The 12,966-nt window shown below is 61.8% G+C and carries 9 protein-coding genes and 1 pseudogene; 8 read left to right on the top strand and 2 right to left on the bottom strand.

Annotation, left to right across the window (positions count from 1 at the left end; all coding sequences use genetic code 11):
* Positions 1-748: 748 nt before the first annotated feature.
* From BLV07_RS09665 to BLV07_RS09650, 4 genes are all read left to right on the top strand, one after another.
* Positions 749-2,101: an ABC transporter substrate-binding protein gene (locus BLV07_RS09665; RefSeq protein ID WP_091883223.1), complete on the top strand. Its 1,353-nt coding sequence runs from the start codon at positions 749-751 to the stop codon at positions 2,099-2,101.
* A gap of 135 nt (positions 2,102-2,236) precedes the next feature.
* Complete coding sequence (locus BLV07_RS09660) at positions 2,237-3,274, top strand: ABC transporter ATP-binding protein (protein WP_091883827.1); 1,038 nt, start codon at positions 2,237-2,239, stop codon at positions 3,272-3,274.
* Positions 3,271-4,206, top strand: coding sequence for a carbohydrate ABC transporter permease (locus BLV07_RS09655; protein WP_176945440.1), 936 nt, complete (start codon positions 3,271-3,273; stop codon positions 4,204-4,206). Before BLV07_RS09660 ends, BLV07_RS09655 begins: the two co-directional genes overlap by 4 nt.
* 1 nt (position 4,207) lies before the next feature.
* Positions 4,208-5,053, top strand: a complete 846-nt coding sequence (locus BLV07_RS09650) for a carbohydrate ABC transporter permease (protein ID WP_091883215.1) — start codon at positions 4,208-4,210, stop codon at positions 5,051-5,053.
* A gap of 295 nt (positions 5,054-5,348) precedes the next feature.
* Here BLV07_RS09650 and BLV07_RS09645 read toward each other — a convergent pair.
* Positions 5,349-6,518 (bottom strand): annotated as a pseudogene (locus BLV07_RS09645) (saccharopine dehydrogenase family protein).
* A 627-nt stretch (positions 6,519-7,145) separates the two neighbouring features.
* Here BLV07_RS09645 and BLV07_RS09640 point away from each other — a divergent pair.
* The 4 genes from BLV07_RS09640 to BLV07_RS09625 all read left to right on the top strand — a co-directional run bounded on the left by BLV07_RS09640 (position 7,146) and on the right by BLV07_RS09625 (position 11,087).
* Positions 7,146-8,408 carry an acetamidase/formamidase family protein gene (locus BLV07_RS09640; RefSeq protein WP_091883822.1) on the top strand — a complete coding sequence of 421 codons (1,263 nt, stop codon included), beginning with the start codon at positions 7,146-7,148 and terminating at the stop codon, positions 8,406-8,408.
* Positions 8,409-8,472: 64 nt separating this feature from the next.
* Positions 8,473-9,078, top strand: coding sequence for a hypothetical protein (locus tag BLV07_RS09635; RefSeq protein WP_091883210.1), 606 nt, complete (start codon positions 8,473-8,475; stop codon positions 9,076-9,078).
* Positions 9,071-9,883, top strand: coding sequence for a hypothetical protein (locus BLV07_RS09630; RefSeq protein ID WP_091883205.1), 813 nt, complete (start codon positions 9,071-9,073; stop codon positions 9,881-9,883). Before BLV07_RS09635 ends, BLV07_RS09630 begins: the two co-directional genes overlap by 8 nt.
* Before the next feature lie 25 nt (positions 9,884-9,908).
* Positions 9,909-11,087 carry a HupE/UreJ family protein gene (locus tag BLV07_RS09625; protein WP_244551026.1) on the top strand — a complete coding sequence of 393 codons (1,179 nt, stop codon included), beginning with the start codon at positions 9,909-9,911 and terminating at the stop codon, positions 11,085-11,087.
* A 411-nt stretch (positions 11,088-11,498) separates the two neighbouring features.
* Here the strand turns inward: BLV07_RS09625 and BLV07_RS09620 are convergent, their stop codons facing one another.
* Positions 11,499-12,866 carry an amidase gene (locus BLV07_RS09620; RefSeq protein WP_091883200.1) on the bottom strand — a complete coding sequence of 456 codons (1,368 nt, stop codon included), beginning with the start codon at positions 12,864-12,866 and terminating at the stop codon, positions 11,499-11,501.
* Between the last annotated feature and the right edge of the window lie 100 nt (positions 12,867-12,966).

Below are 12,966 nucleotides of genomic sequence, written 5' to 3'. Positions count from 1 at the left end.
TTCGACTGCCGGACGCGTGAGAAATGGCTCACATCGTGCCTCAAGTGCTGATCGGACCAGATATCTTACCGGGGCCTCGCGACCACAAGTGTCCTTGTGGCGCCACAGCGTCGAGCAAGATTGTGGCCTTCCTCAAGTTGGGCATGCCGAAGCCCTTGAACCAACCGCAGATCGGAGAGAGGAGATCACAGACTCCGGCGTTCCTGCCTCGGTCGCTCCAGGGGCACGCGTCGCGCACCTTGGATGCGGTGCAGCACCTGAGTGTCCCCTCCACGTCGGCCATTCTTAAGGAGTATTTGTGGCCGTGCTGAAGCAGGAGTACGATAATACGAGTTGCCCGGTGACCTCGTCTTGCCGCTGTTAGGGGAAACGATGGGTTACGCAGGTGCTGTAGCTGCCACTACTTCTATCCCTGGCCGCGGGCTTGGCTCGCGCTCAAGAGTGGTGGAGCTCGCCGACTGACTTAGGCAGGATTGGGCTGTCGTCAGAGCCAGCTGCCACGACTGGTGGGCTCCTAGTATCGACGTATTCGATCGCAGCCCGAATAGCCATTCTTGGACCAGCTGGTCGCGAGACCAACCAGGAGGTCAGTCCTGGAGAGCGCCAGCCGACCTAGGGGGCGAGGCACTTACATCGGCGCCCACCACAGTCGAGGAACCAGGCGAAGGCGTTTGCAACGCCAGCCTGCAAAGCCTCGCCACGTTGCAATGTGGTTGGTCAGAACAACGACTGTCAGGAGGAGACGAACATGCGGTCAGAACGAGAAATTTCCAGATCATCCGTCACGCGACGCGGGTTTTTGAAGCGGGTGGGAGCAACGGCTGGAACTGTGGCTCTGGCGCCGGCGGTTTCGTTGCCGTTCGTGTCTACCGCGCTTGCACAGGCTAAGACGCTAAAGATCCTCCAGTGGAGCCATTTCGTGCCGCAGTACGATAAGTGGTTTGATGGGTTTGCAGCGGAGTGGGGAAAGAAGAACGGCATCACGGTGACCGTTGATCACATACCGCATCTGGAGCTACCAGCGCGTGCTGCGGCCGAGGTCTCCGCGGGTGCCGGACATGACATTTTTGCCTTCAGTGGATCGGGCGGCCCGCATTTGTACGAAAAACATGTCGTCGATCTCAGCAGTCTCGTCAGCGAGGTGGAGAAGAAGCACGGCAAGGTCCATCAGGTCGGTCGCCAGATCGGGTACAACGACGATACGAAGGTCTGGAGCGCCCTTCCGGCCTACTACATCTCGTTCCCCGGCCTTTACCGGAAGGACCTTTGGGACGAGGTCGGGATCAAACCAGATAGCTGGGAAGACATCCGCGTCGGTGGCGCCAAGCTGAAAGCGAAGGGCACCCCGATTGGGATCTCGCTTGGGCACTCCGTCGACCCGAACCTCTCGTACCGCAGCATGCTGTGGAGCTATGGCGCCTCTGAATGCGACCAGACGGGCAAGCGCGTCACCCTCAACTCCAAAGAGACGCTCGAGGTCGTGAAGCTCGTTCGCGCCATTTATAAAGACGCCATGGAACCGGAAGTCTTGTCCTGGGACGATGCCAGCAACAACCGGTTACTGGCATCCGGTCGAGGATCATGGATCCACAACCCGATCTCCGCATACCGGTCGATACAGAAGGCCAACCCCGAATTGGCCGACAAGATCCACGTCTGGAAAACGCCGGCCGGCCCTGTGCGTAGGTTGGCATGTGGATCGCCCAACTCCTATGGAGTCTGGCGTTTCGCGCGCAGCAAGGACACGGCAATCGAGTTCCTGCGCTACTGGACTGACAATTGGGTCGCTGTCTTCGAGGCGAGCACGGGCTACAATCATCCGCTGTTCGAGAACCTCGTGCCCAAGCCCATGCCGATCTTGTCGAACGATCCAACCTCGCACCCGGCCGACAAGCTGCAGGTGCTGGAGACCGCCGATGAGTGGCACGCCACTTATGGCTATCCGGGACCGGCCGGGCCAGCCTCGGACGAGGTCGCGGACAATTTCGTCATCGTCGACATGATGGCCAAGGCCGCGACCGACAAAGCGACACCAGAGGAAGCGGTCGCCTGGGCACAGAAGGAGACCGAACTGATCTACCGGAAGTGGTCGGCGGCATAACCGCGGCGCCCCGCGAGCGAGTGGATAACTGCTCGCCTCGCGGCACATCGATACCGATCGGGCAAGGCAACTGCAGCCTGCGGGCCGTGGAGGACAGCTTTAGGCGTTCCTTGTTCAAGGATGGAGGAAGTGCAGATGGCCGCGGTTGTTGTCAAAGACCTCAGAAAGGTTTTCGGTGACGTCGCTGCCCTCGATGGTGTCAGCTTATCGGTCCGCGACGGCGAGTTTCTGGTGCTGCTCGGTCCATCGGGCTGCGGCAAGACTACTTTCCTTAGGATCATCGCCGGTCTCGAGCGGCAAACGTCCGGCGACATCCTGATCAATGACGAAATCGTCAATGACATCACGCCGCGCGCGCGTGGCGTCGCCATGGTGTTTCAGAGCTATGGCCTCTATCCCCACCTGACTGTCGCCAACAACATTGCATTTCCGCTGAGGACGCAGGGTACGCCGCGGCCTGACATCAAGCGCAAGGTCGATTGGGCCGCCGGCCTGCTCGGGATCGACCACCTGCTTCACCGGCGTCCCCGCCAGCTTTCGGGAGGCGAACGCCAACGTGTGGCGCTGGCCCGTGCGCTAGTACGCAATCCAACCGTGTTCTTGCTGGATGAACCGCTGTCCAATCTGGACGCGAAGCTGCGGGCAAGCGCGCGTAGTGAGCTGAAGCAGTTCCAGCAGAAGGTGGGAACGACCACTATTTACGTCACGCATGACCAGGTCGAGGCCATGGGCATGGGCGATCGCATCGCGGTTATCGACCATGGCAAGCTCCGACAAGTCGGAACTCCAAGCGAGATTTACGACCACCCCGCTGACGATTTTGTCGCGAGTTTCCTCGGGACCCCGCCCATGAACCTGGTCGAGCATAGCTGTGGACTCTTGGGTTTTCGGCCGGAGCATTTTCTGCCGCGGGAGATGCTCGACGGAGCCGCGCTCTCCGAACTGCCCTTCCGCATTGATCGCATGGAATATCTCGGATCGGAGCGCATCTTGTACGGTGCGTTGGATGGCTTCCAGGCGAAGCGCGAAGTCACGGCGAAGCTGCCGGCCCACGTTCCACTGTCTGGCATCCGCGCCGGTGAATGGCACAAATTTGCGGTTCGGAACGCGGAGCTACGCTATTTCGATCGGGATGGTCGGCGTATCGTCAGCCCCAGGGATCAATCTCGATGAGCGCGATCGCCGAAGCAGGTGCGCCCCGTCGAACGACACGATCGCGGTTTACTGCGTTCGATCGGCTCGATGTGCTCGGGCCGCTGTTCATCATCCCCGCGATCCTTTATGTCGTCGTGCTCGTCGGGTTGCCATTCCTGCTGGCCCTGTATTACAGCGTCAGCGCCTACAGCATCTTCAATCCGAGCTACACGTTTGTCGGGTTGAAGAACTTCCGCGAGGTCATCGACAGCGAGATCTTCCGGCGGACCCTGGCCAACACCCTCATCTTCACGATTAGTGCCCAAATCATCGGTCTGCTGCTGGGCAAGATCGGCGCCATGCTCCTCATGCAGGAGTTCCCGGGGCGCCGTCTTGCCCGCGCGCTTATCGTTCTGCCTTGGGCAGTACCGGTTTCACTGGCGACGCTGGCCTGGGTGTGGATGTTCGATTCGCTCTACAGCGTCATCAACTGGACGCTGGTCGCGGTAGGATTGATCGATCCGGCACACCGGCCACAATGGCTGGGGCAAGAGGATTTGGCGATGATTGCCGTGGCGACAGTGCATGCCTGGCGGTTGTTTCCCTTCGGTGTCGTGATCTTTCTTGCCGGATTCACGTCGGTGCCGCAGGATGTGCTTGATGCCGCTACGATCGACGGTGCGGGCTTCTGGCGGCGCAACTATCAGATCATCCTGCCAATCATCGCCCCGATCATCATGATCGCTCTGATCTTTGGCACTGTGTTCACCTTCACGGATCTCAGCGTCGTCTATTTGCTGACGAAGGGCGGACCGATCAACAGCACGCAGGTGCTCGGCTCGCTAGCGTTTCAGGTGGGCATCCTCTCGGGCGATGTCGCTCACGGAGCCGCCATTTGTCTGTTCCTGTTCCCCTTCCTCTTGGTCGCGGTGATCCTGCTCTTGCGGTCGCTGCGGCGGCGGGAGATTTGAGATGCCGCGGCTTGCCGGAAAGGTAGTTGGGCGAAGTTCGTTTTATGCCGCGGTGGTTACTCTGGTCGTATTCGCCGCGTTTCCTTTCTACTGGATGCTGATCACGACCTTCAAGACAGATGGCGACCTCTACAATCTCAAGTCCATCCCTTATTGGTTCAACGCGCCGCCTACGCTCGAGCATCTCAAGTATTTGTTTGAAGACACGCTGTTTGTGCAGTGGCTGTCCAATAGCGCCCTTATCGGGCTTTGTGTCGTGGCTATCACTCTTGTTGTGGCCCTCCCAGCCGGCTATGGGCTAGCCCGCATGCCGGGCCGGAGCGGCGAAAATCTGAGCATCGGCATCTTCCTGACCTATCTGGTGCCGCCGACGCTTCTGTTTCTTCCTCTCGCGCGGGTGGTTACGTTGCTCGGATTGCAGGACAGCATGTGGGCTCTTGTCGTCGTCTACCCCACTTTCACCATCCCGTTCTGCACCTGGCTGCTTATGGGCTTCTTCAAATCGGTGCCGCGGGAGATCGAGGAGGCCGCAATCGTCGACGGCTGCACTGTCGTGGGAGCATTCGTGAAAACGGTCCTTCCTCTTTCCGTGCCTGCCATTCTGACCGTAGTGATCTTTGCGTTCACGCTAACGGTGCAGGAGTTCGTGTACGCGCTGACCTTCATCTCCTCTTCCAGCGAGAAGCCCGTTACCTTGGGAGTTGCGACGGATTTGATCCGCGGAGATATTTTCTATTGGGGCGAATTGATGGGCGCGGCGCTCATTTCCAGCGTCCCGGTGGCGATCGCCTACAATCTCTTTTTGGACCGATTCATCAGCGGCATCACGGGCGGCGCGGTCAAATAATCGACCGTTTCCGTCCTGCGCCCAGCCCGCATGGCTTCCGATGCCGCGAGATCATCAGGCTGCAAGGTCGATGGAGAATTCAGGCGGGATGACGCGCAATCGCGCAACAGTACATGTTGAGCGCAACATGCTCGCCTTGGGTCAAACTGCGACTTGGCAGGGGAGAGCGGCCTTTGGCGCAAAGTGGACGTTCGGCCCGATGTGCGTGTCTCGGAAGGGCCAGAAGCGGCCATTGAACCGGAGTTGAGGCTCGAACTCGCCAAGCCGGCACGCCGCTGCAGTTCTGAGCGTTACCTCAACGCGCGCTGAAGGTGAGGCCGGCGCGCTGCTTCAGACGCTTGCGCAACGCCGGACCCATCAGCGCGCCCGGCGTCCAGGTGCCGCCCTCGCCCTGTACGTCGCGCAAGAGGCAGAGAGCGCTCTCGGCGATCATCTTGCTGGTCGAGCCGTAGCCCGGATCGCGGTCGCCCGTGACCACCGCCTCGACCCGTCCGCCATCCGGCAGCTCGCCCAGGAAGAGGATGTCGTAGAAGCCCTTCTCGCGCTCCTCCCGAGTCGGGCCTGCGCCGGGTTTGAGACCGCCGGTTCCGAACAAGGAAACCACCGTGGCGAATGTCTCAGTTGTCACGCGAGCGATTTCACCAAATCCCGGCGCGACCATCATCTCGTCGTAAACGAAGTTCGTGCCGTAGGGATGACCCAACAGGAAATTCGTGCGGTGCACGTTCTTGGTGTTGATCGGCGCCATGGGGAATGGCACGAGCCACACGTTCATGCTCGGGTCGTATTCGGGGATGAGGCCCGACGGCTGAGACGGCCCGGTGAATCCCGGCGTCAACGCGAAGGGATCGGTCAGCAGCCGGATCAGGGCCGGGTCGCGCGCGGCGGCGGCCAGCGTCGCCTAAGCACTCGCCGCGGTGCCGCCAGACATGCCGCCTTTCACCTTGCGCAGGCGGGCTTTGACCCGCCGCGCCGGGCGTCCGAATTTCTCGCGCGCCTTCTCCTGCAGCGTGAGCACGCCGAGGTCGAACGGGATGGAATCGAAGCCGCAGGAGAACACAATGCGCGCGCCGGTCCGTTTTGCGTCATCTTGATGGGCGTCGATCATGCGTCGCATCCAAACCGGTTCGCCGCACAGATCAACATAGGCCGTGCCCGTAGCCGCGCAGGCCGCCACAAGCTCTTGACCGTGGAGCTGATAAGGCCCGACCGTCGTGATGATCACGGCTGCACGCTCGCACATCGACTGCAGGCTGGTCGGCTCGGCGGCATCCGCCTTGACCAACGGCAAATCGTCCGGTGCGCCGATGTCGGCACGCACCTTCTGGAGCTTATCGGTCGAGCGTCCTGCGATCGCCCAGGACGGAGCATCGTCGCCGCGATAGGACGTCGCCAGATATTCGGCGATGAGACGGCCGGTGTAACCTGTCGCGCCATAGACGATGAGGTCGAAGTCCCGCTTCACGACGTTGGTCCTTCTCGAGGCCCGGGAGGGCTATCTTCAGATCCGTGTGTAATCGCTTTGTACGATTCGTGGCCACTGTCACCAGGGGCCACGCAACATTCGCTACCAAGCGGGCGCTACCCCTTACTCGGACCGGTCTTCCACCGGCTGTATCGCACCAGGTTAATCTGACGCACTCATTCGATCACCTCGTCGGCGTGGGCGATCAGCGCCTAAGGGGTGGGGATGCCAGGCTACTTTGTACTGTGTGGGGCCCGGCGAGGACACAAGGACACTCAGCACGTGCAGCTGCTTCTTTGAACCGCCCATCGCGTTTGACGGAGGATACCACAGTTCCGCCTTGGGGCCGCGGACTGCCAAATGTGGGCATTTGAACTGGCCTGCGCGCATAAACACTACCAGGCGCTTGCAGCTTGTCAGAATTGCTCAGATTTTTTGCTGCGCAAACGTCGATCATGGACTCGAATTTCGCTGGCGCAAATTCTGACAGTTCGGCTGACCGGTTCCCATGCTTGACTTGCCTAGCGCCTCTAATAGGATTTCCGAGTGGCGTTCTCCGCGAGAACGCGCAAGTGGTCCGACCGGAAGGAGACGCGCGAGCAGCGGGTCATACAGGAAGGACATCCAATGAAATCCAGACCCGGTTGGATGATGCTGGCTCTTGCCCTGCTCCTGGTCGCGAGTTGGGGGAGGGTGCGGGCGGACACCAGTGACGTCAAGGGCGCCCCCCCGGTGATCGTGGGAAAGTCTGGCAAGCACTGCAAGGACGATCCGCACTGCTTCAACCGGTATCACTTCGCAATCAAGCCCGTCACGCGTGTAAATCCCGAGCAGCTCTTTGTACTCGAAACGCGCGATGCGCTCGATTCCGACCTCACCTTCGATTCGACGGCGCAGGATGTGGCGGCCGCCAACCTCAACCTCGTGCATCCGCTGACCGGGCCCGTCTACATTGAAGGGGCCAGACGGGGCGACGCACTCGCCGTTACCGTGGTGGACATCGCGCCCGATGATTTCGGTTACACTACGATCGTGCCAGGGTTTGGCTTCTTGCGTGATGTCTTCCGCGATCCTTTCATCGTGCACTGGAACCTGACGCGTCTTGAAGCGCGTTCGAAGGACTTGCCGGGAATCTCCGTTCCCATGAATGCGTTCATGGGCACGATCGGCGTCTTGCCCGGCGAGCCTGAGCTTGAGATGTGGCTCAAACGGGAGAAGGCGCTCGCTGACGCGGGCGGCGCGGCGTTGACCCCTCAGCCGGTTGATGCCCTGCCGGTGGATCTTTGCGGTGCCAATGGTACAGCGAAGGACAAGTGTGTTCGTACCGTTCCGCCACGGGAGAACGGCGGCAATCTCGACACCAAGCAGACGGTGGTCGGCACCACGCTGCTATTTCCTTGCTTTATCGACGGCTGTGGGCTTTTCGCGGGTGACGTTCATTTCGCCCAGGGCGACGGCGAGGTGGCGGGCACCGCCATAGAGATGGGCGCAAAGGTATCGCTCCGGGCCAAGGTGATCGCGGGCATGGCTTCGCTGCTTACGACCATGCACTTCGAAGGCGGCTCGCAGCTAAAGGACCTCGCCCCGGGGAGTTTCTACGCTGTCTCGGGGCTTCCGCTCAAGCCCGAGGGCGAACTGCCAGTGTTCGACACCTACCTTGGTGGCCAGAAGATCGCTCCACTGGCAAACCTCTCGGAGGATGTCAGTTTGGCAGCGCGAAACGCCACGCTCAACATGATCGACTTTCTGGTCAAGACAAAGGGTCTTAGCCGCGAGCAGGCTTATGTACTGGTGAGCGTGGCTGTCGATCTCCACATCGCGCAACTCGTCGATGTCCCAAACCTGGGTGTCACAGCGATCTTGAACCGCGACGTGTTCAAGCCGCAATGACGGGTGCCTGAGCCAATTGTTGGTGCAGGCTCGCATCGCACCGCTGCCTTGGAGCTTGGCGAGTATGAAGCGGCGCACGATCCTCACGTCGGTTGCGAACGCGGCGGCGCTTGTTGTTGCCGGGCACAGAACGTTTGCGGTCGCGAGCCCTGATCGGCAGCAACGGCCGATCAGGCTGCGGTTTGCCGATTTGAATCCGGACCGTATGTGGCCGGTCTACCGGCGCTACCACCTGCTGATTGTTGGCCAACGGGATGATGAAATCGGCAGTGCTCTTGCAGCGGCGATCGTCGACGTGCTGATGCGATTTCTCCCGAACTCGCGCGCCATGCTGGTCCGCGCTGCGGATGCTCGGCGCGTCGGCGTGCTCGTTGCCACGGATCAACAGGACGTCGCAATCATGGCGGCGGGAAGTGCGGAGGCCCTCTTTCTCGGCAAGCCGCCCTTTGACGATATCCGCGACGCGCCGTTGCGGGTAATAGTATCATTTGGGAGCCACTCCCTCGTGTGCCGCCCGAGTTTCATGGCACGCCACGCTTATGTGATCGCCAGCACGCTGGCTGAACACAAAGACGCATTTCCCACGCCCGCCGGTGCTCCCGATGGCGTCGTCCCGGCGCACCGGGGATCGCACGCCTTTTTCGCCGGTGAAGAGATGCCCAATGATTGATGACTCGGGTACGGCAAACGCGTCCCGCGCGGGGCAATCGCTGACCGCCGCCTGCCCGCGATGCGCAGCCTTCCGGGGCCTGCCCAGGCTCGTTCTTTTCGTTCTCCTCCTTTCGACTCTTGGCGCCCTCACGCTGGCCGCTCATGATATGATCGACATCGAGCGGGCAAACGTGCTCGTCTCCGCTGCAGACGAGGAGGTCGCGCTCGCCAAAACGGCCGCCGGGCCAGGACCTGAGGGCATGGCGCGATTTGCACTCGGTATGGTTCTGGTCGAGGCAACCAACACCCTCAACCGCGATCTCGCGGCGCACGGTGGTCGGCTTACGATTAACGCCGAACTTTTGCTGAAGGCTCTCGTCCAGCGCGATCTGGCGCCCCTCTTGGACGATGCGATCGGGCGCTACCGCCTGCCGAGAACCCAGCTCGAGGAAGCCATTCGCCTCTCACCCGATGCACCTTATTCGCTTCGCGCGCGGTTCGAGCTCCTGAAAGCCGGCTTCTACGAGAGCTTCGTACTCGATCCTTTTCAACTTGTCGGCATTGGGTTGGACGATCTTGACCACCAGATCGCCGAGGCCAAGGCGTTGGCTTTGGCCATCGCGAGCGGGGACGAGGCCGAGGAGGCAGCGTTCATTCACGCCATCGATCTTGCACGGGCCTCGCAGCTTGCGCCCCCTGAGGAAAGGCGCGCTTACGCCAGCAAGGCGCGGACGGCGCTCGGGGCGTTCTCAGAAGCCTACTCCCAGAGCATTCGTGCCGCGACGGCCGGCGTAATCATTAAGCGCCTAGGCGGTGCCGAATGATTGGCGACCGACGCCAGCGACGCCAATGAACTGGGAACTCCGCCGAACGCAGTTTATACAAAGCTTCCGGATGCACTCAGGCCGTGCTCGACTCAACAGCGGTCCCGCCGCGACCGCGTCTCGCGCCTGGCTTGCCCTGGCCAGCGTTGCCATCGCTGCTGTCGCCACTTGGGAGGCACAGGCGCACAATGCCGGGGTCAGCACCTCGCGCATCGTGATCCAAGGCCGCACGGTCGAAGTGGAAATCAAGGCGCTTGGTCGCGACTTCGAAAAGTCGGCCGGGGTTCGAATCACCGAAGCGGGATCGGGCGAGGTCAACCGTGTGGCCCTTGCGGTCATGGCGCCATCAGTGCTCACCTATATTGGCGACCACGTTGCAGTCTTTGCCGGCAGGCAGCAATGTGCGCCTGGGCCAGGAACGGCACTGCCGGCCGACACCCACGTTCTGGTGACGGTGGCATGGACCTGTCCATTGGATGGCGGCGAGCTGCGTTATCGCACGACCCTGTTTCACGATGTGGATCCTAGCGCACGACATCTAGCTATCATCGCAACCGAGGGCGGCGAGCGCGAGCTTGCCCTCGACAGCAGAGCGCCCGAGATCGCTCTCTACGGTGCGGGGTCATCGGCACTCCAGGTGGTCGGGCGGTTCGTCCAGGCCGGTATCGAGCACATCTTTCTCGGCTACGATCACATCGCATTCCTTGCCGCGATCGTGCTTTGGGCGCATCACTTGTGGCCGGTGATCAAGATCGTCACCGCCTTCACGATTGCTCACTCGATCACGCTGTCCTTTGCTGCGCTGCAAGTCGTCGTAATCCCAAGTGCCATCGTCGAAGCGGCGATCGCCGCGACGATCATGTTAGTAGCGGTCGAGAACTTTTTCTCGCGCAATGTGGACGGTCGCTGGCGGGTGACATTCGTTTTCGGGCTTATTCACGGCTTCGGCTTCGCCAGCGCGCTGCAGGAGATCGGGCTGCCAGCGGACGCGGCCGTGCCTGCGCTCGCGGCTTTCAACATCGGCGTGGAGATTGGGCAGGTCGTGATCGTTGCCCTCATATTTCCGCTTCTGTTGTGGTCGGATCGGATCGGTGACCGGGCCCCGGCGTTCGAGGGACGGCATCCGGAGGTGGTCTACTTCTGTTCAGCGGCGCTATTGTCGGTCGGGCTTTACTTGCTGATCGTGCGTACCGTGCTCCCCTGAAGCATGGGCCCGTCGGCGATCGCAGCCATTCGCGTCTTGAACCCGACGGCGACGTTCCAGGGCAATAATCCGAGCTTCAATCCAACTACGGCGACGCAAATGCCCAGCGACACGACGTTACAAAACACCATCGCAACCGCATGGCATCATTAAGGAGTGGTGCCGACCAAGGTGGGGCGGCTGAGGCAGATCGAAGAGGAGCCCCCCCGTAAGCTGGCCCACTTTTGATGAGCTTTGATCTTCTTGGCTGGACCTAGCTCAAATTGGCCCGTGATGGATTGGAGCGAGAGTTCAGTTTTTTCAGATGGTTAGAGCGCGGCGTGTGCACGACGTGTGCACCGAGAGATCAAGAAAAATCTCATCACAGCCAATGTGAGCAGGCCTTCGGGAAGAGACGTGTGACGGCAGGATTTACGTTCGCAATATGGCTTCGATCTCTTGCGCTGCTTCAAGCAGCGTACGGTCTTGTCCGCGCGCGGCGATGATCTGAAGGCCGAATGGAAGTCCGCACCGATCGGCTCCGCACGGAATCGAAATCGCCGGCAGGCGGGCATGGTTGACAAAGGGCGTGAACACCGCGTGGGCGCGTGGGCTTACGGCTTTTCCGCCGATCATGTCAGGGCCGAGCTGCGTCAGCGGCCACGCGACGCATGGGACGGTTGGCGTCAGCAGCAGGTCGATCTCGCCAAAGAACGCCGCAAAGGCCTTGGCGATTGCAGCGCTTGCGACCAGCGCCCCGGCCACCTCGGCGCCTGACCACGACAGCCCCCGCTCGATCTGCTTGGCGATATCAGGATCGAAGACAGTCGGGTCCTTGCGGAAGGCCTCGCCATAGAGCGCGGCAAGGCCGGCATGCTGGAGCGGCATGATGGCGTCTTCCGTCGCGCCGGCCGGCCAGACGGGATCGTCTTGCATGATGTGCAATCCAGCGGCGGTGAGACGCTCGACGGCAGAAACGAGCCCGTTCGCGACGGCCTCATCAACGGCGACATCGAGACCGAGGCGAGGCGAGAATGCGATGCGCAGACCGGCGACGTCGGCGGGCTCTTGCGCAATGCCCGCCGAATCCGGATCGCGCCGATCGGCGCCGGCCATGGTCTTGAACGCCAGCGCGATGTCGGCGACGTCGGTGGCGATCGGCGCAATGACGGAGAGACCGAAGAACGGCTCGGCGAAGCCAGGTCCATAAGGGATTGCGCCGTAGGACGGCTTGAAGCCGGCGACACCGACATGGGCCGGCGGCCTGCGACTGGAGCCGCCCGCATCGGTGCCGATCGCGAGCGGCACGAGGCCGGCTGCGACGGCGACAGCCGGACCACCCGATGAGCCACCCGGCGACAGCCCCGGATCGAGCGGATGCCGCGTGGGACCATGCAGCGGCGAAGTCGTCACGCCCTTGCAAGCGAATTCCGACGTTGCTCCGAGGCCGACCACGACCGCACCGGCGCTGCGCAGCCGCTCGATCGCAATCGCATCCCGAGGCGCGACGAAATCGGCGAACAGGCGCGAGCCCTGGGTTACGCGCCAGCCGCCCACCCAGATGTTGTCCTTGACGATGACGGGGACGCCGGCGAGCGGCATCGGCTCGCCGGAGCGCAGGCGCTCGTCGACCGCGGCGGCATCGGCCAACGTGCGCACGGGATCGATCGTCACCACCGCGTTCAGCGCCACGGCTGCCTCGATGCGTGCGAGCGCGGCCTTGGCGGTCTCGACCGCGCTCGCTCGTCCGGCCGTCACATCGGCCGCAATCTCGCGCGCGCTATTTGCCTGCTTGGTCATGGCCTCCCCAGATCAGACCCAATGTGCCGCACAGCGCGAGGCACGCCAAGGCGAAGAAGGCCGCGCCGAGGCTGGCTGCGCCATCCAGGATCGAGACCAG

The organism is Bradyrhizobium sp. Rc2d (assembly GCF_900099855.1).
Classification (GTDB): Bacteria; Pseudomonadota; Alphaproteobacteria; order Rhizobiales; family Xanthobacteraceae; genus Bradyrhizobium.
The sequence above is the reverse complement of the archived record's forward strand: the minus strand, read 5'-3'. Positions and strand labels throughout refer to the sequence as shown.

Excerpts from the sequence above, each read along its gene's own strand:
- BLV07_RS09665 (WP_091883223.1), top strand. The coding sequence starts at position 749 with ATGCGGTCAGAACGAGAAATTTCCAGATCATCCGTCACGCGACGCGGG.
- BLV07_RS09660 (WP_091883827.1), top strand. The coding sequence starts at position 2,237 with ATGGCCGCGGTTGTTGTCAAAGACCTCAGAAAGGTTTTCGGTGACGTC.
- BLV07_RS09655 (WP_176945440.1), top strand. The coding sequence starts at position 3,271 with ATGAGCGCGATCGCCGAAGCAGGTGCGCCCCGTCGAACGACACGATCG.
- BLV07_RS09650 (WP_091883215.1), top strand. The coding sequence starts at position 4,208 with ATGCCGCGGCTTGCCGGAAAGGTAGTTGGGCGAAGTTCGTTTTATGCC.
- BLV07_RS09640 (WP_091883822.1), top strand. The coding sequence starts at position 7,146 with ATGAAATCCAGACCCGGTTGGATGATGCTGGCTCTTGCCCTGCTCCTG.
- BLV07_RS09635 (WP_091883210.1), top strand. The coding sequence starts at position 8,473 with ATGAAGCGGCGCACGATCCTCACGTCGGTTGCGAACGCGGCGGCGCTT.
- BLV07_RS09630 (WP_091883205.1), top strand. The coding sequence starts at position 9,071 with ATGATTGATGACTCGGGTACGGCAAACGCGTCCCGCGCGGGGCAATCG.
- BLV07_RS09625 (WP_244551026.1), top strand. The coding sequence starts at position 9,909 with ATGAACTGGGAACTCCGCCGAACGCAGTTTATACAAAGCTTCCGGATG.
- BLV07_RS09620 (WP_091883200.1), bottom strand. The coding sequence starts at position 12,866 with ATGACCAAGCAGGCAAATAGCGCGCGCGAGATTGCGGCCGATGTGACG.